The organism is Opitutia bacterium ISCC 52 (assembly GCA_014529675.2).
Taxonomy (GTDB): Bacteria; Verrucomicrobiota; Verrucomicrobiia; order Opitutales; family UBA2995; genus UBA2995.
Genome location: CP076040.1, coordinates 181,790 through 202,786 on the forward strand (window position 1 = coordinate 181,790; position 20,997 = coordinate 202,786).

At 49.8% G+C, this 20,997-nt stretch carries 18 protein-coding genes; 7 read left to right on the plus strand and 11 right to left on the minus strand.

The features are described from left to right. Positions 1-12 precede the first annotated feature (12 nt). From deoA to GA003_00740, 6 genes are all read left to right on the plus strand, one after another. Entirely contained in the window at positions 13-1,353 is a 1,341-nt protein-coding gene (gene deoA / locus GA003_00715) for a thymidine phosphorylase (GenBank protein ID QXD28538.1), read from the plus strand. Further along, a complete protein-coding gene (locus GA003_00720) occupies positions 1,350-2,591 on the plus strand; it encodes a phosphopentomutase (protein ID QXD28539.1) in 1,242 nt (413 codons plus the stop codon). Before deoA ends, GA003_00720 begins: the two co-directional genes overlap by 4 nt. Positions 2,592-2,758: 167 nt before the next feature. Continuing rightward, complete coding sequence (gene deoD, locus GA003_00725; protein QXD30304.1) at positions 2,759-3,469, plus strand: purine-nucleoside phosphorylase; 711 nt, start codon at positions 2,759-2,761, stop codon at positions 3,467-3,469. A gap of 10 nt (positions 3,470-3,479) precedes the next feature. Next, positions 3,480-3,878: a cytidine deaminase gene (gene cdd / locus GA003_00730; protein ID QXD28540.1), complete on the plus strand. Its 399-nt coding sequence runs from the start codon at positions 3,480-3,482 to the stop codon at positions 3,876-3,878. 66 nt (positions 3,879-3,944) lie between these two features. Further along, positions 3,945-4,526 carry a hypothetical protein gene (locus GA003_00735; GenBank protein QXD28541.1) on the plus strand — a complete coding sequence of 194 codons (582 nt, stop codon included), beginning with the start codon at positions 3,945-3,947 and terminating at the stop codon, positions 4,524-4,526. Positions 4,527-4,669: 143 nt separating this feature from the next. After that, on the plus strand, positions 4,670-5,740 hold the full coding sequence (locus GA003_00740) for a hypothetical protein (protein ID QXD28542.1): 1,071 nt from the start codon (positions 4,670-4,672) through the stop codon (positions 5,738-5,740). Here GA003_00740 and GA003_00745 read toward each other — a convergent pair. The 11 genes from GA003_00745 to GA003_00795 all read right to left on the minus strand — a co-directional run bounded on the left by GA003_00745 (position 5,737) and on the right by GA003_00795 (position 18,555). Continuing rightward, positions 5,737-6,714 carry a hypothetical protein gene (locus GA003_00745; protein QXD28543.1) on the minus strand — a complete coding sequence of 326 codons (978 nt, stop codon included), beginning with the start codon at positions 6,712-6,714 and terminating at the stop codon, positions 5,737-5,739. The genes GA003_00740 and GA003_00745 overlap by 4 nt on opposite strands. Before the next feature lie 239 nt (positions 6,715-6,953). Next, positions 6,954-8,450, minus strand: coding sequence for a carboxypeptidase M32 (locus tag GA003_00750; GenBank protein QXD28544.1), 1,497 nt, complete (start codon positions 8,448-8,450; stop codon positions 6,954-6,956). Between the two features lie 50 nt (positions 8,451-8,500). Continuing rightward, positions 8,501-9,082 carry a hypothetical protein gene (locus GA003_00755; GenBank protein QXD28545.1) on the minus strand — a complete coding sequence of 194 codons (582 nt, stop codon included), beginning with the start codon at positions 9,080-9,082 and terminating at the stop codon, positions 8,501-8,503. 304 nt (positions 9,083-9,386) lie between these two features. Continuing rightward, positions 9,387-10,130: a tetratricopeptide repeat protein gene (locus GA003_00760; GenBank protein QXD28546.1), complete on the minus strand. Its 744-nt coding sequence runs from the start codon at positions 10,128-10,130 to the stop codon at positions 9,387-9,389. Beyond that, positions 10,127-11,947 (minus strand): BatD family protein, encoded by a 1,821-nt coding sequence (locus GA003_00765; protein QXD28547.1) that lies wholly within the window; start codon positions 11,945-11,947, stop codon positions 10,127-10,129. Before GA003_00765 ends, GA003_00760 begins: the two co-directional genes overlap by 4 nt. A gap of 53 nt (positions 11,948-12,000) precedes the next feature. Further along, positions 12,001-13,050, minus strand: a complete 1,050-nt coding sequence (locus tag GA003_00770; GenBank protein QXD28548.1) for a hypothetical protein — start codon at positions 13,048-13,050, stop codon at positions 12,001-12,003. Next, positions 13,037-14,995 carry a VWA domain-containing protein gene (locus GA003_00775; GenBank protein ID QXD28549.1) on the minus strand — a complete coding sequence of 653 codons (1,959 nt, stop codon included), beginning with the start codon at positions 14,993-14,995 and terminating at the stop codon, positions 13,037-13,039. The genes GA003_00770 and GA003_00775 overlap by 14 nt, the downstream gene beginning before the upstream one ends. A 6-nt stretch (positions 14,996-15,001) precedes the next feature. Further along, a complete protein-coding gene (locus GA003_00780) occupies positions 15,002-16,003 on the minus strand; it encodes a VWA domain-containing protein (GenBank protein ID QXD28550.1) in 1,002 nt (333 codons plus the stop codon). Next, complete coding sequence (locus tag GA003_00785) at positions 16,003-16,614, minus strand: hypothetical protein (GenBank protein QXD28551.1); 612 nt, start codon at positions 16,612-16,614, stop codon at positions 16,003-16,005. Before GA003_00785 ends, GA003_00780 begins: the two co-directional genes overlap by 1 nt. After that, the gene (locus tag GA003_00790) at positions 16,614-17,531 is read right to left on the minus strand and encodes a DUF58 domain-containing protein (GenBank protein QXD28552.1); all 918 of its coding nucleotides are present in this window, start codon (positions 17,529-17,531) and stop codon (positions 16,614-16,616) included. The genes GA003_00785 and GA003_00790 overlap by 1 nt, the downstream gene beginning before the upstream one ends. 34 nt (positions 17,532-17,565) lie before the next feature. Further along, positions 17,566-18,555, minus strand: a complete 990-nt coding sequence (locus tag GA003_00795; protein QXD28553.1) for a MoxR family ATPase — start codon at positions 18,553-18,555, stop codon at positions 17,566-17,568. A gap of 171 nt (positions 18,556-18,726) precedes the next feature. Here GA003_00795 and GA003_00800 point away from each other — a divergent pair, with 171 nt between their 5' ends. Then, a complete protein-coding gene (locus tag GA003_00800) occupies positions 18,727-20,970 on the plus strand; it encodes a hypothetical protein (GenBank protein QXD28554.1) in 2,244 nt (747 codons plus the stop codon). Positions 20,971-20,997: the final 27 nt, after the last annotated feature.

Consider the following 20,997-nt stretch of genomic DNA (forward strand, 5'->3'; position numbering starts at 1 on the left):
GTTATTTCTAGAATGACCTTCCTTCCTCAAGAGATCATACGTAAGAAACGGGACGGCCAGGTCCTCAGTAAAGAGGAAATCCAATTCTTCGTAGCGGGAATTGGCGATGGAAGTATTTCAGAAGGGCAGGTAGCAGCCTTCGCCATGGCGGTTTTCTTTAAAGGACTTACGATGGAGGAGCGTATTGCTCTTACTTTGGCCATGCGGGATTCCGGGGATGTTCTGAACTGGGATGATTTGCGCGACCAGGGGCCGATCATCGATAAACATTCAACAGGTGGAGTAGGGGATGTGGTCTCCTTAATCTTGGGACCTTTGCTGGCTGCTTGCGGAGGATATGTACCCATGATTTCAGGACGCGGACTTGGACACACGGGAGGCACTCTGGATAAATTGGAATCTATTCCTGGTTACAATGCATTTCCGGATAACGATCTTTTTCGCCAAGTGGTAGGTGAATCAGGAGTCGCAATCATTGGGCAGACTGGAAATCTTGCACCCGCGGACAAACGCTTCTATGCAACGCGCGATGTAACGGCTACCGTCGAATCGATTGATCTGATTACCTCCTCCATCTTATCGAAGAAGCTGGCCGCGGGTTTGGACGCCTTGGTGATGGATGTAAAGGTGGGGGATGGAGCCTTCATGCCCACCTATGAAACTTCCAAAGAACTCGCTCAAAGCATCTCTGATGTGGCCACGGGTGCAGGTACCCCGACTACGGCGCTGCTCACTGATATGAATCAGTGCCTGGCCTCAAGTGCTGGAAACGCCGTTGAAGTTTTGGAGGCCATACGGTTTTTAAAAGACGAGTATAGAAACCCTCGTCTGAATGCCGTTACCATGGCCTTGTCTGCCGAAGTAATGGTAAACAGTGGGCTATCCGGTTCTCGCGATGAGGCAGTGGTGGTTCTGGAAAATCAAATGAGTAGTGGTCGGGCGGCTGAAGTGTTTGGGAATATGGTTCGTGGATTGGGAGGTCCAAAGGATTTTATGGAACGGCCAGAGAAGTATCTGCCCGAGTCCGCAATTACTCGACCTGTGTTCCCAGAAACTTCCGGGATCGTCACCGAGATGGACACGCGAGCTATAGGAATGCTGGTTGTTAAATTGGGGGGTGGTCGAATGCGTGCGGACGATCGGATTGATCACTCGGTTGGAATCAGTGAGTTGGCTGGTATTGGAGCACATGTCGATGAGGGTTGGCCCCTTTGCATGCTGCATGTGAATTCAGAGGATGCATTTGCGACTGCCGAAGCTGAAATTCGGATGTATGTGAGTATTGGTAATGAACCGACCGTAGAAACACAGGAGGTGTATGAACGCATAACCCCCAGCGTTGCTATCTCATGAGGCGGGTCGTTCTTATCATCATGGATTCCTTTGGGATCGGAGCTGCCTCCGATGCGGATCAATTTGGGGGTGAAGGGTTCAACGATGTTGGCTCTAATACTTTTGGTCATATGGCCGAATTTTTTGCCCAAGGAAAGGCGGATAATGATCAACGAAGTGGACCCATCCGATTGCCAAATCTCAGTGCGTTGGGACTGGGGCATGCTTGCCAGAATAGCTCCGGTTATTTTCCGGAAGGATTGGATGAACAGGATGAATTGCGTGGTGGCTTTGCCTATGCGCAAGAAGTGAGCTCAGGTAAGGATACTCCCAGTGGGCATTGGGAAATCGCATGTGCTCCGGTTTTGTTCGATTGGTCCTATTTCCCCAAAGTGCCCAATAGTTTTCCAGCCGAACTGCTTCAAGCGATTGAAGAGCGAACGGGCGTCAAAGGATCTTTGGGGAATTGCCATGCTTCCGGCACTGACATTATTGCTCAGCTTGGCGAGGAACATGTGTCGAGTGGAGTCCCCATTTATTACACCTCGGCCGACAGTGTGTTTCAAATCGCCTGTCATGAAGAGTCATTCGGTTTAGACCGACTACTGGATCTTTGCGTGCAAGTGCGAGAAGTCCTCGATGAAACGGACCTCAATATCGGACGCGTGATTGCGCGACCTTTTGTGGGAAACGATTCCGCTTCCTATGTGCGTACCGGCAACCGCCACGATTACGCTGTTGAGCCTCCGTCAGAAACGATTTTCGACCGTATGATACAAGCCGGAGGCAAGGTGGTCGGTATTGGAAAAATTGGAGACATATATGCCCATACTGGCATGAGCGAAGAGATACGCGCTTCAGGTCACGAGGACCTCATGGCCAGAACACTTGAGGTTTTGGATCGCAAAGAAGACAACTCTATCATCATGACCAATTTTGTCGATTTCGATGCTGTGTGGGGTCACCGCCGGGATGTTGCCGGTTATGGTATGGCAGTGGAATCTTTTGATCAGGCATTGCCCCAGCTTTTGGACCGGATTGAAGACGATGATCTTCTCATCATTTCCGCCGACCACGGTAACGATCCTATTTGGCCCGGTACCGAGCATACGCGCGAACATGTTCCAGTTTTACTTTTTGGAAATGGGATTGAGCCGGGAATGGACTTTGGCAAACGAGAGACCTTTGCGGACATCGGTGAGACGGTGTTAAAGTACCTGGGACTTTCTTCCATAGGAACGGGTAGGAGCATTTTATAAATGTAGCCGTGGTGGTGACACCACGGACCCTGTGTCTGAAGATTTCCACGGTTATCAGGCCTTCTCCCTTCAGTCGTGAACACGACCGTGGCTACAAATTGTTTCGACCTGCTTTTCTTAGGCTGCCTAACTACTGATCGAACATCATCTCCACCTAAACCATGTCTATTCCCACTCCACATATCGAAGCGAAATCAGGTGACTTTGCTGACACCGTTCTAATGCCGGGCGATCCATTGCGCGCCAAGTTCATCGTTGATACTTTTCTCGACGACGCGAAGGAGGTGAATCGGGTGCGGAATATGTTTGGCTATACTGGCAGCTACAAAGGCAAGCCTGTGTCCGTGATGGGTAGTGGCATGGGGATTCCTTCCATCTCGATTTATGCGAAAGAACTCTATGAGCACTATGAGGTGCAAAACATCATCCGTGTCGGTAGTTGTGGCGCCGTGGATCGAAATGTTAAAGTGCGTGACGTTATCATTGGGATGGGGGCCTGTACCGATTCGGGGGTCAACCGTGCCCGTTTCATGGGCTACGATTTCGCACCCATTGCAGATTACCGCTTATTAAAAAATGCGGTGACTGCGGCGGAGGCTCTGGGAATTCAACCCTGGGTAGGAAATCTTTTTTCGGCTGATTTATTTTATACACCCATCCCTGAATTGTTCGATCGTATGGAAGCATTGCGTGTCTATGGTGTAGAGATGGAAGCTGCTGGACTGTATGGCGTGGCTGCTGAGTTTGGAACATCTGCTTTAGCTGTTTGCACCGTATCCGACCAAATTCGGACTGGTGAAAAGACCACCGCTGAGGAGCGCCAGACGACGTTTACCGATATGATGAAACTGACACTCGAGTCACTACTGCTCGATTGAGAGCTTAATCATGTCTATTGACCCAGAAGCTCTATTAAGCGCGGCTGCTTCGGCCGCAACGCACGCCTATTCTCCTTATTCGAAATTCTGTGTTGGAGCTGCGGTTGAGACCGCATCCGGCAGAGTGTTTACTGGCTGCAATGTGGAAAATGCTTCTTATGGGCTCACGATTTGTGCGGAACGTGTGGCTATCTTCAATGCGATTTCTCAAGGTGATTCCAAGGTGGTTGCTGTTGCAGTAAGCTCTGGCGGAGCGGCGTCCCCATGTGGAGCTTGCAGGCAGGTTTTGAGTGAATTTGGCCCAGAAATGCAAGTGATCCTCGGAGACCGTGACGGCCGGTTCTCCGAGCAATTAAGCCTGAAAGAGCTACTGCCCAAGGCTTTTGGTCCAGATTTTAAAAAAGAATAAAAGCGCTCAATTACGTTGAAAGAGTCTGTTGGAACTCCCTTCTATGGGTGGTGATTATACGCGGCAATGGGAACAAGTTTTGTCCATCGCTATCTTAATTTTCAGCACTCTGTTATGAATTCATTACTCAAGACCCTTACCATTTTTGGACTTATTCTGCTAACGGCTACGTCTACCTTCGCCAAGCGCGATAAGGATTTGAAAGAAAATACGGAAAACGCCATGGAGATCCTTGAAGATGCGGACTCCAAACTGGAAGACTGGTTGGACGATTCATATGGTTATGTCATTTTTCCGTCCGTCTACAAAGGTGGTATCGGTTTTGGAGGTGCGCGGGGCAAAGGCGAAGTCTATGAAAAGGGAAAGTTTATCGGCGAAGCACGGCTTACGCAGGGCTCTTTCGGTCTTCAGTTGGGTTTCCAAGCCTACATCGAAATCATTTTCTTTGAGAAGAAGTCCAATCTTTTGAACTTCAAGAAGAGCAAATTCGAGCTCAGTGCTCAGGCGAGTGCTGTTGCTGCCGCAGAAGGCGCTGCGGCCAATGCCAAGTATGAGCATGGGGTCGCAATTTTCACGGTCGCCAAAGGCGGGCTCATGTATGAAGCCAGTGTGGGTGGGCAGAAATTTGAGTTCATTCCTGAAGACTAGGTTTTCTTAGTCTGGAAGCAGCACAGTCAAAGTGTTGCTGCTCAGAGCGTGCGTGTGTTCTGAAAAAAATGGGAAAACTCGCCACTCTTCCAGCTTTCTGGTGTCAATGAACATCCGATTTCCTACCTTTGTGTTTTGAATTCATGTCCTCGGCTAAAAGCATCTCCTCACTTTTAATGCTGCTCCTAAGCTCCGTCTGTTTAGTGGCTCAAGTTGTGCCCGTTCCAGATCGGAAAGATAGGAGTAATCCCTATTCCGGTAATCCGACTCAACTTCCAGGTGAATCGCTTGAAGAGGCCGAGGCTCGCGATTCCTTCGTTGATAATCGTGTTTATAGTGACCTCTTTGGGATCGGGCTTCCGTCATTCTTCCGAGAAGGGCAGTGGCGGATCCGTTTGAATCCCAAGTTTGGTGATTTTTTTGACGACGAGTATGTTCGATTCCCACTTGGAGTTGAGTATAGCTTCAGCAACCACTTTGAAGGGTTTCTGGGTGTTGGTACCTACTTTCCCAATCCTTTCAACAGTGGTGGAGATTGGGGCACCTACAACATGCGTGTGGGTGGTAAATACAGCTGGTGGGGCTTTGCAGATTCGGAGAATAATTTATCAGTAGGTTTTGATTCTAAAATGCCTTGGTCTGACCCACCGATCGAAGTGGCCGATGGTTGGGCTCGACATGAGGTCTATGTTTCAGCAAGTCGCGAATTGAGCCAAGATCCCGCCAAGTTGGTTTATCTCAATATTGCTCATGAGTTTGTGGGAACGTCTCCCTTTGAGTCCAATCCGATTAGTCCTCGACCGAAAGATCGCATATTTATTCGTCCAGGTATCATTTATTATCCCGGCGGTAATTTTCGCTATTCAGCAGAACTTGAATACCGCACCAGTGCCTTGGATGGACGAACACCCAATCCTCTGGACTATGAAGAATGGGAAGGGACTCGAGAGTATACACGAGCCTTTGATAAGGTACATGAAGTGATTTTTTCGCCAGGCATTACCTGGTTCCCAACCGACGAATTTCGGGAGGGATTTTTCGTTCCTGGAAACTGGGACGTCGGGGTGAAGCTCGACATTCCTATCATTGAGGAAACGGATGAGAACATTGGTGTGTCTCTGCGCTTTCGCTGGTACTACGACTACGATCAGTACCTGAAAAACTATATCAAGAGCTGGTGGCCGATCGGAAGAGGGGAAGAAAGACGTTACTAACGATAGTCGCCGAGCTGAAAGCGATAGAAGGCGGGGTTGACCCAGATATCGACTGCTTCAACTTCCCAATCCGAATGCATGGCTTCCAACTTGTTCTTTTTCTCAGAGGCTTCCTCAGGCATCGACATCAGGTTGGTCCGGTATCCTTCGTAACGAACCAGTAGTAATGTCAATTGATTGCCGAATGAGTTGGGTTGAAAGGTTCGGTAAAAGGGTTGCCACCATGCATCGTGAATGAGGCCTGCCTCATCTTCGGTATCCTTCTTTGCGTATCGCGTAACCAGGTCGTAAAATCGATCTACGTCCTCGGATGCTTCGAACTCGATACACAAGTCATGTTCTTGGGCAGTGACCAAGCGGTCGCCGTTGTTAAGCTGCACCAGTGGGACACTGGGTTCTCCCCAATCGTCTCTAAAAAGAAAGGCCGAACGCTTGTGCAAGAAACTTACTCGAGGCCTCATGCCTTCCGAATAACAAAGCGCGTAAAGTTGACGAGCATGCTTGAGATCGTTGTGCCCGTAGAGAATCGTTTTTGCAGGGTCAAACTGTGGCCAGCGATTCTCTGGCATGATGTTATAGCCCGTGGTGATTCGTTGTTCAATGGGTTGCGCCAATCGCTTCTCAAACGCATCGATGATGGGCTTATCTTTTTCCATCCAGTTTGGCTGCATTGCCGTTTGCAAAAATTGTTGAATGGGATGGCTCGCCCATTGTTGAAGCATTTCTTGACGACTTCCATTGAGATCTAAGCTGCCCAAAACCGCTGCCGCTCTTCGCTCTTTCTCGCCCGCCTCTTTAAGCCTTGGAGGTGCAAACTGTTTCGTTTTTTCCTCATTAAAAGTCGCCGCGAGTTCGCTTAGTTCCATTTCCTCAAGGATGGCTGAGTAGTCCGGCTTCTCTGCGGCGCATCCAGATAATATCAGCCCAACGGTTACGGCTGAGAGAAAAAACCAAACTGAATCCTTAATGAGCATTTTTGTTTTCTATCTCAATACTGAGCATGAGCAAGGATGGGTTTTTCTTCGTCTCTGATTTATTAACTACGAAATGCGCGAAAATACGCAAAAATAGTAGTACTTAGGACAGAGGTTTTTCGCATGGGTTTGCGCATTTCGTAGTTGTTATAAACTGACTTATCTCAATTTCGGAGTTCCGAGGAGCAAAGCGACGACAAGACCGGGCTGCGCAGCAGAACCGGAACCAGAGGAAGGTCTTAGGTATACAGAGGCACGTATCGATCTTTCAAATACCGTATGAGGAAACTTGGGTCGATGGGGTTGCCGGTCACTCGGGTGACGAGGTCCTCTGTGTCGTAGAGCTTGCCATGTTGGTGGATGCGATCGCGGAGCCAACTGAGCAGACGATCAAATTTACCTTGCGCGAAATCGGTTGAGAGGTCGGGGATTTCTTCGAGAACTTTATACCAGAGCTGAGCAGCGATCATGTTGCCAAGGCAGTAGCTTGGAAAGTAGCCGAACATACCGCCGGACCAGTGGACATCTTGAAGCACGCCTTCCTTGTCGGATGTGGGTTTCAGCCCGATAATCTCCTGACTCAGGCGGTTCCATTCAGCTGGTAAATCGTCCACCTCAAGTTCTCCGGCCAGGAGTTTCTTTTCCAGCTCGAACCGAAGGATGATGTGCAGGTTGTAAGTGACTTCATCAGAATCAACTCGGATAGGGCAGAGGGTGACTGCGTTGACTGCGAGGTAGAGATCGTCGGAGCTGAGATCAGCGAGTTGATCCGGAAAGGTGTCCCGATACTTGGGCTCAAAGAATTGCCAGAACTCACGGCTCCGTGAAACTTGGTTTTCCCAAAGTCTACTTTGTGATTCGTGGATGCCCATGCCGACAGCCTGCCCGAGTGCGTTGTGCAACTGATCGAGGGGTAGGCCTTGTTCGTATAGGCCATGGCCTGTTTCGTGGATTGAGCTGAATAGAGAGTCGAGTGGCACATCCTCATGGAAACGTGTTGTGAGCCGAGTATCGGCTGCGTTGCCGGAACAGAATGGGTGTACGGCTACGTCGAAGCGGCCGCGCTTGAAATCAAAACCCAGGGTTACATTGACCTCCTTGAGGAAGGTTTCCTGCTTATCAATTGCGAAGCCGCGAAGCTTTTCGGTTCGGGCTTTGATAGGGGAGTCGAGTATAGTGTGCGCCAGCGGAACCAACTCCGCCTTCAGCTTTCCAAACAGACCTTCGATGGTCTCGGCGTTCATGCCAGGATCGAAAAGATCAATTTGGTAGTCGTAGGGTTTGTCGCCGTGTCCGAGTAGCTCAGCTCCCCGGATGGCCATTTCTACCTGGCGTTTTAAAAATGGAGCAAAGGCACCGAAGTCGTTGTTCTCCCGCGCCTGGACCCAGGCATGGTAAGCCTCCGAATCGAGCTTCGCTTTTTCTGTTACGTACTCGGTGGGCAAGCGGGTAGCACGGTCGTAGTCTTTGCGCGTATGCTTTACGACGGCTTGTTCCGCGGGATCCAGAGAATCCCAATCCTTTTCCAAATCTTGTAGAAGCGATTCTATTGCCTGGTCGGATGCCAGCTCGTGATGGAGTTCACTGAGTGTGGCCATTTGTTGGGCACGTTGAGCAGCACTATCGGGAGGTAAATTAACTTGTTCATCCCAGCCTAGAAGTCCTAGCACGCTGGCCAGGTGGTGTTGCTTTTCCTGCTTTTCCAGAAGGTTCTTTATCGAAGGGTGATTCAGCATAGAGGAAAGTGTGCAGGCGAATCTCGCTGCATCAAGTTCATCCTCTTCCGCTAATCAGAAACCATCGCGAGTTTGTCTGGGAAAAGGTAGTGGTAGACCATCACGGATTTGGCATATTTTACGACGGTCATTTGGCCGGGTACGTTTTCGTAAACCACTCTATATTCTCCATCAATATTGCGTCGCTTTAGCTGCCAATCCTCCTCTCGCGCATAGACCTTGAGAGCTCTCCCTTCAATATGGTCTCTGATCAATTCGTCGGACGTCGCAAAGGCTACACGAGCGACCTTTTCCTCATGGTAGTGAATTTCCAAAGTAACGGGATCGAATTCCCAGTAGTAGAGCTCTTCCTCTTCCCTATAGGGTGTTTTGGAATGAGGTTCTCCGAGGATTTCTGTAGCTCGCTTAGGAGTCATATAGAAATAGTTGAGGACAATCCCCTTGCTTTGTTTCGTAAAGGCATCGGACACCAGATTCCCCACTTTAAAGCGGGGTGCCATGTAAACTAAGCTCAGCCCGATTAATATAAACAGACCCATGAGAACCCTTAACTCACCGAATTTTGAGCGTTGCTTGGAACTGCCTTTTAGAGACTGAAAACGAACTTTGGCTGAAGACACGGCAATATTCATATGATGCGTGGAGTTATTCGGAAATCTCTAAATGAAGATTCTTCCCATAGCTGTTATTCTAAATTCGAAAGTAGGTCTTAGCTCAGATCCTCGCTTTTCCGTTCTTTCACGGAGACCGCTCAATTCTCTGCAATCAAGCTAAAGGATTGGGAAGTAAGGAAACCCGATGCCTGCGATGGAAAGGCTAATAACTATAATCAAAGCTGGTTCCCAGTTTTCTCGAAAATATATCAGAAAATACCAATCCCACAAATGGAGGTAGCACGGACCTTTCTAATCCTGCTTTGGTCGTGGCTGGCTATTTTTACTGCCACACTTTCCCAATGGCCGCATCCTTTACCCAGCCTTCCTGCTTATCGGGTGTGCGGATGTAGTGGTAGGGTTCGTGGGTCTCGAGAACTTCAACCCAGGTACCGTTGGAAAGGGTGTTTAAACTGTTGGCTGATTCGGTGGGGGCGACGCGTAAGCCGGTATCAGGAATCAGGACGAGGCCACGGGAGAAATCCTGTTTCCATATCAACGCCCCTGTGATCGACATGAGCATGAGCGGAATTGCCAGGTAAAGACCTAGAGTCGGAATCGGAGACAATTTCGGTGCATACCAGATGAGGAGACCACAGACGATAATGGCTCCGGATCCGATCATCAAAAGCAGCAGCCAGGTATTGACTGGCAGGGTGTAGGCGAATTCTTGGGCGATCGAGTATTGCGGGCGTTCGAGGTCGGACTGATCAATGATCTTTTGCAAGTTGGCCAGCACATCCGGGTTGCCGGGTTCCAGAGTCAGGGCACGTTCGTAGGCGAGCAATGCTGCGGGGAAATCTTGCAACTGGTAGTAGGCATTCCCCAGATTGAAAAGTAATGCCAGGCTGGATTTTTCGGAACTTGAAAAGGCTTTTTGGTAGGCCTCCACGGCATCCTCGTATCGTTCATCGGCAAAGGCTGCATTGCCTTCGCTGAAGAGGTTTTGCAGATCCTCAGTCTGGCCGTAAGCCAAGTGGACCGTCAAAGAAAGGAAGCTAGCTACTAGAAAACGACGGACGATCATTTCTTCTTACCAAGCTGGCGTAAAATTGACTCCAGCTCTAACTCCTCCTTTTCAAGTGCTCCAACCGGGGCCGCATTTCCTGAGTAACGCAATACATCCACCTTGGCAAAGAATGCTTGAATGGATTGCTTGATGGTATCGTCCCCTAGTGCGGGAACCCATAATGCACCGATGTCTTTTTCGGTGATCGATTCTGGGTTACATCCTAACTGGCGTGCCAGGGCTACTTGCAATACTCGGCAGCCTGCTTGGTAGAATGCGTGAGTCTCATTGTCATTGCGTGCTTTCTGTAAATCCTTGCGGTGCTGCGCCATTTTTTGATCCAGCTCTTTCAGTCGAATACGTTCCTTGTCATTTTGAGAGGAATGACGGCTACGTCTTATAAGAAACGCCAATCCGAGAATCCCAAGGGGAGCAATGACTCCTGCGGCGAGTGTATTTTGCACACGGGCCAGAGTGGGGGGGGTTACCGTGCTGCCCAAGGATACTTTGATGGGCAGGAAAGTATCTCCTTGGCCTTGAGACGGATTGCGGAAAGACAGTTGAGGCGTTTGAGTCTGCGGAGTTGGTAAGCTTTGTTGGGCTGCAGCTTTAATGGAAACTGGAATGACCGGCGTATTCATCTCCGAATACATGCCCGTTCTTGGATTGAAATAGGAGAATGGGATTTGCGGAACCAGATTGATGTCTGCTGAGAGCGGAATCACCACGTATTCAAATTGCTTATTTCCGGAATAACCTTGTGTGTCGAGTTGCTCATCGAGCACGCGAGGCGGGTAGGTCTTGAATTGATCGTTTTCGGGAAAGTCTGGAGGACCCATTTGGGAAAAGTTACCCTCCCCTTCGATTCCAATTTTCAAGGTGATGGGATCTCCTTCTGAGAGGTCAGTGACATCTGCGGTGGCTGTCACGTTGAATTCCCCTATGGCGCCATTGAAACTGGCTGGCCTTCCTTCTTGCGGTAGCCCTTCGATCGTGATCTCGGCTGGCTCGCTTTCTGCCAGAATCTCTGTGTCATTGTAACGTCCGAACATGCTGTCGAAGAAAGGATCGTTAAATGCGCTGAAAGGATCTGACCGCGAACTGCGTCGGCTCTCAGGGATTCGGAGCACGTGTGCGGCTTTAAACTTAAGTGTTTGTGTCCCGGCTTTGACTGGAGTGATGCCGATCTTCCAAAGGTAGACATCGTAGTAGCGTCCATTTTTTACCGAACGGGTAATCTGTGGCTGTGTGTCGATCGGCGTTATACTAAATGCGTCGCCTTCGATTTGCGGTAGCCCTTTGTTGGGGAAAGTTGCCTGATTGAGCATGATCATTCTCAACTCAGAAGAAATGGTTTCGCCCACGTAGACATTGCGCTCTGGCAAATCAAATTCGAGCCAGGCAACTTCTTTGAGATCAATACCTGCCTCGGCCTGCTCGACCACTTCGATATCAATTTGCTCTGTGTTGTACGGCTTGCCATCGACAAAGATGGTTAGTGGAGAAATACGGAACTTACCTACCCTTTGAGGCTTCACCTGAAAGACATGAGTAATACTCACCGTCGTTTTCCCGTTCACATTCATAAACTGCGTATTGGGACCGCGGTAGGCGAATTCCATATACTCGTTACTTTCAATGGTTGGGGGCTCCGACTGTTGGCTGCCTTCAATGGTAATCTTCAGTTGTGCCGATTGTCCCAAGACCACAGGATTGGGCTCAACGACCGCACTCGCGTTGACCTGAGCCAACAAGGAATTTGCGGACATAGCGAAGGCCGGCAACAGGAACCATGCCAGCTGCTTCGTATTCAAGGCCTTTATGCTTATTCTCATAGGGAAATTGAACTGTCGAGAAAGAGGGTCATTCCAAAGTCAAACTAGCTGGATTACCAATCCTTTTTATTGTCCTTCTTCTGATCGTTAGGATTTACGATGAAGAGAGGGAGTTTCTTTTCGTCGCCTTCCATGGCTTCCAGTAGGCGTGCAGCTTCCTCCGGTGTCATTTGCAGAGGCATAGGTTGCTCACCGCCAGGAGTTTCTTCCTCCTCATTCGGGTCCTGAGGTTGTTCTTCCTCACCGCCTTGGTCCTCCTCGTCTTCGCCCTCCTCGGGCTCTTCAGGTTCCTGAGGTTCTTCCTCTTCCTGATTTGGATCTTGGGGCTCTTCCTCTTGGTCGCCCTCATCTTCTTGGCCTTCGTTGGGATTCTGTTCGTCCTGGTTAGGATCCTGCTGATCTTCCTTTTGATCCTGGTCTTGTTGATCTTCGTTCTGATCTTGGTTGTCGTTCTGGTCCTCGTTCTGGTCTTCGTTTTGATCCTCGTTCTGATCTTCGTTTTGGTCTTGGTTCTGGTCCTGATTTTCGTTTTCGAATCGGGCTACGATGTCGTGGTCGCCATCGGCTATGATGGTTGTTTCCGGGTTTTCTTTCTCTTCCTCGCGGATGCCTTTCCCTTCCCAACCGAGGAACTTAAATCCATCATTAGGCTTAACAGAAAGAGAGACCTCCGTTCCGTCCGGGTAATCTCCGCCTCCTTTGACCTTACCTGCTTCTTTGTTGTCCGGCGCGGCAATGACATTCCAAATGCGGTTATAGTGAGCTTTGATGCTCACATGATCGTCCATGGTTACGAATGTCTTGGCTTCCTCTAGATTAGCAATCTGCTCACCTTCCCAACGCTCAAATTCGAATCCAGGATTGGGCACCACTTCGATTTGGGCATAGGAACCTGGTTTATATGAATCCTGACCAAACAGAGTTCCTTCCCAGGTCGTAGCGCCTCGATTCCTACTTTGTTCAATGGCTTCTTCCATGGGTAGCTCGATTGCGGGCACGGCTGGTTGTTGTTGGGCGTTCGCAAAGGGAGCCGTAAGGAGGCTTCCTAGGAGGATACTTCCAAGCAGGTATCTAAAATGGGAGACTGTCCTACTGCTTCTCATCTATATCAAACACGAGCTCCCTGGCTTCTTCGCAGATGACGACCACAGTGGTGTCTGCGTTCATGGTTATTTTTGTTTCAGGACTCGAACGATCCTGAATGTCTGGCCCCTCATATTGAACGAATCGCCACCCATAAGCGGATTCAAATTTGAGGTCCACTTCTTGTCCCTTGTCGTATGTTCCTGGTGATTCGGAAGTGCCTGCTTCCGGGGGAATGACAACCACACGCAGGTCCACCAGCTCGATCAAATTTGCGGTGAGTGTCTTATCGGCATCGACCAGGACGCGGGTCTTTTCTTTATCGGCAGGATCAATCCCTTCACCCACCCAGGTATCGAAACGATAATTCTCCTTATCCTGTAAGGTAACCGAAATGGATCGCTTGATTCCTTGGTCGTAGCGACCTGCGCCTTTCAATTCGACGACGTCAGGGAAATTGGAATCGAGATGAATGTCATACATGACCAGATATTCGATCTGGTAGTTTAGGAACTTTAAATTGGCTAGTGTTTCATCGTCCTCCGGGCGGATTACCAGGCTGCCTTCATAATACTCAGCTGCCTTGGCCCAGTCCTTCCTTGTCTCCGGCTGACGGTCAGAGATTATACCTTCCCCAATCCGGTAAGTGGCGTTGCCCATATTGTAGAGAATGTCGGCTTGTAAGTCCGGGTCTGGACTCTCCAAGGCCTGCTGAAAAACGGTGACCGCATCTGCGTATTTGCCTTGTCGATACAGAGAAATGCCCAGGTTGTAGCGAAGGCGCATGTCCGCGGGCTCTTCATCGATGGCAGCACGATAAAGCTGTTCTGCTTCAACGAACTCACCTTTGCGCAGGTGCTTCTGTGCCTTGTATGGATCAGCCTGAAGATCGGGCGTGGACATAAACACAGCTCCGAGAACTAAAAGAGACGCAACTGCTTGCTGTGTGCGTCGCTTGATGCGGGCACTCCGTCTACGAGTGCCAATCAACCATTCCAGTATCAGTAGGAAAATGCCCGCTGCCAGCACCCACTGGTAACGTTCGATGGCCTGCTTATTCATTCGCGAATTGAGTTCCTGGCGAGGGATCTCTTCCAGTCCGAGACTGTAAACCTTCTCCAGACCTTCACCGAGGGGTCCGAGAGGACTATAAAATCCATTCGAGGCCATGGAAATTTGGCGTAGGGTGTCTTCATCCAGGCGTGTTCTTACCACGTTGCCCGCTTCATCGCGCACGTAGTCCTGGCGTCCGTTTTTATCGGTATACGGAATGATTTCTCCTTCCTTGCTGCCCACTCCTAAGGTAAAGACCCGCACTCCTCGAGCGGCCGCCTGGCGTGCGGTTTCAATTCCATTTTCCTCCAGGTCTTCGCCATCGGTAATGAGGATCAGGATCTTAAAGTTGTTTTCTTTATTAAATGCGTTCTCGGCTATCTGAATGGCAGCGGCGATGTCGGTGCCGGGTACGGGAATAACTCCAGGTTCAAGGATTTCCAGCGATTGGCGAAAGGCGTTGTAGTCGAGTGTCAGGGGGCATTGCAGAAAAGCTGAGCCAGAGAAGGCAACCAGGCCGATACGGTCGGTGCCCATCTTATCGATAAAATCTAGAACCGCTAGTTTTGCGCGCTCGAGTCGGTTGGGCCGCATATCCTGAGCTAACATACTCTTTGAAGTGTCGATCGCAAAGACGACGTCGATTCCCTTGCTCTTAACCTCCTGCCAGACGTAGCCGTATTGAGGCCGCGCAACCGCGATAACAATCAGGGCAATGCCTATGCTTAAAAGGACGGCCTTCAATTGCTTTTTTCTAGGGGAGACGGAGTCGGTGAGACTCTTAATCAGGGTAGGTGCCAGAAACTTCCCCAATTGCTTTTGTTTCCCACGGTCCACTCGGTAGGCCCACAAAAGCATCAACGGGATCAATGCCACGGCGATGATAAATATGATGGGATAGGCAAAAGTCATTTCAAGTTAGGGCAGGGTCTTCAGGCGTGTGTTCCCCAGTACGTATTCGAAGAGGAGGAAGAAAAGTCCGGCCAGGACTGGGTAAATGAACAGTTCGTCGTAGTAAGTGAAATTCTTTAGCTTGATTTCGGTTTTCTCGAGTTCGTCGATTTTGCCGTAAATTTCTTCGAGTTCCTCAGTATCGGTGGCCCGGAAGAATTCCCCTTGGGTTAATCGAGCAATTTCTTTGAGTGTGGGTTCATCCACGTCGGTTGGAACATTTCGGTAACGGGTCCGACCGAGGTAATCCTGCACTGGGAAGGGGGCCTTGCCTTTGGTGCCTGCCGCGATGGTGTACACTTTTACCTTAAGGGCTGCTGCTGCCTCTGCCGCTGTTACAGGTTGAATGGAGCCACTATTATTCACTCCGTCGGTGAGAAGAATCACCACCTTGCTTTTGGCTTGGAGGTTTTTTAACCGATTGGCACCCATGATCAGGGCTGAGCCAATCGCAGTTCCATCCTCTTGGATGAGGCCGATCTCCAGTCGCTCAAGATTCTTGTTCAGCCAGTCGTGGTTCAAGGTGAGTGGACTTACCAGATAGGGTTCTCCAGCAAAAGCGATGAGGGCGATGCGATCTGCTTCCCGTTTTTCAATAAATTCTTTGATGACCTTTTTAACTACTTCCAATCGGTTGTAGCGTTTGTCTTCGATCTTGAAATCCATCGCTTGCATGGATCCGGAAATATCAACCGCCAAGACGATATCGATACCGCTGGCTTCAATTTCCGTTTCACCGTGACCCAATCGTGGCCGTGCTAATGCGACAATCAATAGAATGAGAGCAACCGTGCGTAACAATGCCAGCCATTGTCCCGATTTGGAACCTCCATGGAATGCCAGCTTTCCTGCTAATTGCGTGTTGGAGAAGCGTATGCTTCCCTTTCGCGTCAGCCCACCGCGTAAGAACGGCAGAATGATCACTACCAGGATCAGGAAAAGAAAATAGGGATGTTGGAACTCGAGCATCAGTTCGGCGTAATGGCGTCCGGGTTATGAGTCGGGTTCTCGTCGGGTTTACCGGTGGTTTCAATAAACGTTTCAGCAGTACCATAGAGGTTTTCCATCTCTTCAGTCCCCAAGCCCCACTTGGCAAACTTGGCCAAGTCGCATTGTTCAGAGAACTCTTTCAGCTCGGTTTGCTGTTCAACGGTGAATACGTCCGTGTGTTTCGAATCGGCAAAAAACTCTTCAGTCGTTTGCTCGGTAGCCGGTAACTTGAAGTGGGCTTCGAGAAAGCCGCGCATGATGGTTGAGACTTCCGTGCAGAAGCGCTCGGCGGTCTCCGGTTCCAGCCAATTGCGTGCTTGGCGCAAGTGGTTCAACGCGATCTCGTAGGGTGGTGGTGGTGCGAGCTCTGGCGGGCGAGTCATGCGTTTGAAAATGATGACGGCTATCCAGAAGAGTAGGGCGGCTATCACTATTCCAATGCCGATATAGAGCAGCAGCATGGGATCGAGCATAAACACTGGATCTTTGATATCCAGAATGTCTGCTTGGGAAACTTCGTTATCTTCTTGACCCATCAAGCTTCCGCTGGTCGCCAAAAGGGCAAAAAGGCTGAAACGAACTCTGCTCATTAACGTCGCTTTTCCCGGGTTAAGAAAAACTCCCGGATCTTAGTGATGTAAGGTTCTCCATTATCCACGTAGATACTGTCGATGCCTAGGCGTTTGAGTGTGTCTTTAAACTCCTCGAGTTGTTTCGCGTTTTGACCTTCATAGGCTGAGCGTACGCGACTGTTACTGGTATCGAGTTCCACCAATTGACCAGTTTCCGCATCTTCTAATGTAAGGATCCCGACGTTGGGCAAGGCATACTCGCGTGGATCGGACAGTCGGACTACTATCAAGTCATGCCGGCGATCTGTCAGGCTGAGAGCCTTATACATCTCCGTATATTGGTTACGTATCTGCGCTTGGCGAAAATGATCTCTTACAAGAAAATCAGATACCAGGAATGTAACCGCTTTTCTTCGGACGATCCGATTGAGGTAGTCGAGGGCCACTTTGATGTCCGTGCCTGTCGACTTGGGTTCGAAAAAGAGAAGTTCGCGAATGATGCGCAATACGTGTTGTCTGCCCTTTTGCGGGGGGACGAATGTTTCCACCTGATCCGTAAATAGCAATAGGCCCACCTTGTCGTTGTTGCGAATGGCCGAGAACGCGAGGACGCTGGCCATTTCCGCCATCATCTCACGCTTACTTTCTTCTTGGGAGCCGTAGTCTCCTGAAGCACTGACATCCACGACCAGCATGAGAGTTAACTCCCGCTCTTCTCGAAAACGTTTTAAGTAGGCGTCGCCTGTTTTCGCAGTTACATTCCAATCAATAGCGCGAATGTCATCACCCGGAGAATAGGCACGCACATCCTCAAAGTCCATGCCCTGACCCTTGAATACTGAATTGTAATGCCCTGCCATCGCATCGGTAACCATCTTCCGGGTACGGATCTCGATCTGCCTGACCTTCTTCAGTATCTCTCTTGGATCTTTCATGGGTTAAAGCTCTCCTTTCGGTGAAAGAGGTGGCTTAAGGTACTGGAAGCGTATCCAAAATTTCCTGGACGATATCCTCGCTGGTCTTTCCTTCGGCTTCGGCTTCATAGCTTACGATGACCCGGTGGCGAAGCACATCCATGGCGATGGACTTTACATCTTGCGGGGTTACATACCCACGACCTTGCAGGAAGGCCCAACCTTTAGCGGCCAGGGTGAGTGCGATCGTTGCCCGAGGACTACCGCCGAACTGGATGAGGGATTCCGATTGTAAATTGTAGTCAGCGGGAGAACGCGTTGCGAAAACGATATCGACGATGTAGTCTTTGATTTTGTCATCCACATAGACCTCGTTCACGACTTTGCGTGAGTTGAGGATGTCCTCGGGAGTAATGACGGCTGAGATATCTTTCATGGCCGAGGTGGTCGCCATGCGATCGAGAATTTCACGCTCTTCCTCCTTTGAAGGATAACCGATGTTGAGCTTCAGCATGAAACGGTCGACCTGCGCTTCAGGGAGCTGATAAGTGCCCTCCTGATCAATGGGGTTTTCGGTCGCGAGAACGAGGAATGGGACCGGCAGAGGATGCGTCTCATCCCCAATGGTTACTTGCCGCTCTTGCATTGCCTCCAAAAGGGCGGATTGCACCTTCGCTGGAGCCCGGTTAATTTCGTCTGCGAGAATGAGGTTCGCGAATACGGGCCCTTTCTTGGTTTCGAAGCTGTGATCCTTCGGATTGTATACCAAGGTTCCGATGATGTCGGCGGGAAGCAGATCCGGTGTAAATTGGATTCGTTGGAAATGGGCGTCGATGGCACAGGCCAATGTTCGCACGGATAGCGTCTTAGCCAGACCTGGAACCCCTTCCAGAAGGACGTGACCGTTGGCTATGAGGCCAAGGATCAGGCGATCGACCAAATATTGCTGCCCGATGATGACCTGCCCGATAGCGGACCTAAGAGGTGAAACCCAAGCGGAAGCGGCTTGGATTTTTTCATTCAATTCGATGACGGAATTACTCATGGATCTTTGCGTGTAAAAGGATGATGGGTAACCGACACAGGACGAAGGTCAAGGTTTCGCTGATTTGCCAATAAATTGGCGTTTTTTATGAGCGCTCAGCTTGGGATTTCCGAAACTTTGGTTGGCCTGCGGGGACTTAATACTCAAACTACTACTACTTTTAGAATAATCATGCGAAAATTTCTGATCATTGCGGGACTATTTTTCCTGCTTTTTGTGGGTGCATTGGTGGCCTTGGTATTAAGCCCTCCCGTGCATAAAGCTGCTTTTCTATGGGCCATGGATGGGAAAGTGGATGATATCTCCGTCGATTCTGTTCGCTTTACCGGTTCGAGTTTTGCGGTGGAGAATTTTACCCTCTTTGAAGAGGGAGTAGAGGTTGCGGCCGACAAAGCGGAGGTGCATGCCAGCTGGCTGGATTTTGCCCGGACCCAGGAGTTACACATTGATTCGGTAAAAGTGAGTGGGCTCAAGGCCGACCTTGAGACGGTGGCAATGGCTTCAGGTGGTGGTCTGGGTGCCTGGCTGGATTTGCTGGGAAAAGGTGAGCCCCAAGACACCGGGCCGTTTCGGGGGATTTTGGAGACGATGACCGCTCCAGAATCGATCTCAATTGGTGAAGTACGTCTCGATGGGCAGGTGTTGTTACCAGACGAGCAATTCATTGATATTAATTTAGCCTTGGATGATTTTGCCCGCGGGCAGAAAGCAAGGATCAGACTGCAAGGGGCTTTTCTAGATCAGGCAGGAGAGTCGACCGTGAATCAGGCGAACTACGAGTTAACCCTCGATTTGGATCAGGGCGAAGATGGCAAGGTAAACGGTTTGGCCGGTACGCTTGGCCTTAATTTGGTGGGTGAAAAACTAAATCCTGCGGGTCAATTGGATTTGAATGGGAATTGGAATTTGGCCAAAACGGCCACGGGTGAGCTTATAAGTGTGTTTCTTGCTGAAACCGGAAATAACAATCCGTTGATTGATACCGAGTTCGATTTGAATGTAACGACGGGTGATTTGAAAGGTCGGTTATCTGCGAGTTTAAACGGCGCGTTGGTTCCAGTCGAGTTACTCGATTTGCCACCTTTTGTCACCTCGGCCAGTTTTTCAACCCGAGGAGATGTGAATTGGAACTATCTGGCAGGGGTGGGAAGTCTCGATCTTCAAGGCGCGGGTGTGCTAGAGGAGCGGCCTCTCCAATATCATTTAAAAGGAAGCGGGGCGGCTGATGCGCTTCCCGCAATTTCCGGATTTGTAAAGACAGGTTTTTCTGATGAAGGCGGGCCAGTAACACTTACGGTCAATCTGGATGTCAATTCACGGGGAGATGGCCAAGTTGTCATTCCGGTGAGTGTGCAACGGGGCAATCGCACTTCGAAGCTATCGATCCGAACAGATATTAAGTCCTTAGAGTCACGGTTTAATCCCTTCGAGCTTTCACTCTCAGGAGACAGTGTTTTTTTGGCCGATCTACAATCGGTTGGTAAAGCTCTGGCAGGTTGGGGGTATGGTATGCAGCAACTAGATACGATTGAGCAGGGTAGGCAGATCCAAACGGATGGGGTTCCGTGGCAAGGTCTGACTGGAAATGCAAATCTAGCTATCCAGCAGCTGATTCTGCCTCAAGGCTTTGTGTTGGAAGGCGTAAATGGTCGAGCAAGCATTCGACCTGACTCGGTGTCTTTGACTTCATTTAATTTGCGTATTGATCGAGGGAGCATTCAGGCAAAGGCCGATCTCATTCATTCTGCGAAAAGTCAGACACCCTACACCTTGCGTGTGGATGGGGCTGTTAGCAATATACCCTCCGATTTGTTGGACCTGGGTAGGGGTTCTCCTATCACCGGAAATTGGAATGGTAGTTTGTCGATGCTGGGCCAATCGAAGGACCTGGGCGGATTGGCTGACAGTGTTCAGTTATCTCTCGATTTAGAAGGATCTTCTGGGCTGTTACAATTTTCGAAGATCAACGAAAATGCAGACAAGGCGGCCAAAGTGATGCAGTTGGGAGCCCTTCTCGGTCAGTTCATTAAAGATGATCGTCTTACCGCTATTACGCAGATGACTCAGTATCTGCAATGTGTACCCTATAACTCAATACGCTTCAAAGTAGATCGCCTCGCTGACGGAAAAGTGGCCATCCATGAATTTACGGTTCAAGGGCCTGAACTACTCTTAACCGGAAATGGATCTATCAATGCCAATGACTGGGTGAGTTTGGCGGATGGGGCCCTGAGCATGAATCTCGCTATGGGTACGAAAGGTCGTTTTGGGCAGAATGCTTCCATTCTTGGGCTCACTAGTAATCAACTCTCAGGTGAGTATCAACTTTGGCGCAAGCCCATCAATTTTTCAGGGACCTTAAGCAACTCAAACTATGCGGCACTTAAGGATATGATTCTGGGGGCTCTTAGGTAGCTTTTTTGAGGCAAGTCTTGCTTCCTG

Coding starts and splice junctions, on each gene's coding strand:
- GA003_00740 (QXD28542.1), top strand. CDS start 4,670: ATGTCCTCGGCTAAAAGCATCTCCTCACTTTTAATGCTGCTCCTAAGC.
- GA003_00785 (QXD28551.1), bottom strand. CDS start 16,614: ATGAGCAGAGTTCGTTTCAGCCTTTTTGCCCTTTTGGCGACCAGCGGA.
- GA003_00795 (QXD28553.1), bottom strand. CDS start 18,555: ATGAGTAATTCCGTCATCGAATTGAATGAAAAAATCCAAGCCGCTTCC.
- GA003_00760 (QXD28546.1), bottom strand. CDS start 10,130: ATGATCGTCCGTCGTTTTCTAGTAGCTAGCTTCCTTTCTTTGACGGTC.
- deoA (QXD28538.1), top strand. CDS start 13: ATGACCTTCCTTCCTCAAGAGATCATACGTAAGAAACGGGACGGCCAG.
- GA003_00745 (QXD28543.1), bottom strand. CDS start 6,714: ATGCTCATTAAGGATTCAGTTTGGTTTTTTCTCTCAGCCGTAACCGTT.
- GA003_00755 (QXD28545.1), bottom strand. CDS start 9,082: ATGAATATTGCCGTGTCTTCAGCCAAAGTTCGTTTTCAGTCTCTAAAA.
- GA003_00780 (QXD28550.1), bottom strand. CDS start 16,003: ATGCTCGAGTTCCAACATCCCTATTTTCTTTTCCTGATCCTGGTAGTG.
- GA003_00750 (QXD28544.1), bottom strand. CDS start 8,450: ATGCTGAATCACCCTTCGATAAAGAACCTTCTGGAAAAGCAGGAAAAG.
- GA003_00790 (QXD28552.1), bottom strand. CDS start 17,531: ATGAAAGATCCAAGAGAGATACTGAAGAAGGTCAGGCAGATCGAGATC.
- GA003_00765 (QXD28547.1), bottom strand. CDS start 11,947: ATGAGAATAAGCATAAAGGCCTTGAATACGAAGCAGCTGGCATGGTTC.
- cdd (QXD28540.1), top strand. CDS start 3,480: ATGTCTATTGACCCAGAAGCTCTATTAAGCGCGGCTGCTTCGGCCGCA.
- GA003_00735 (QXD28541.1), top strand. CDS start 3,945: ATGGGAACAAGTTTTGTCCATCGCTATCTTAATTTTCAGCACTCTGTT.
- GA003_00800 (QXD28554.1), top strand. CDS start 18,727: ATGCGAAAATTTCTGATCATTGCGGGACTATTTTTCCTGCTTTTTGTG.
- GA003_00775 (QXD28549.1), bottom strand. CDS start 14,995: ATGACTTTTGCCTATCCCATCATATTTATCATCGCCGTGGCATTGATC.
- GA003_00770 (QXD28548.1), bottom strand. CDS start 13,050: ATGAGAAGCAGTAGGACAGTCTCCCATTTTAGATACCTGCTTGGAAGT.
- GA003_00720 (QXD28539.1), top strand. CDS start 1,350: ATGAGGCGGGTCGTTCTTATCATCATGGATTCCTTTGGGATCGGAGCT.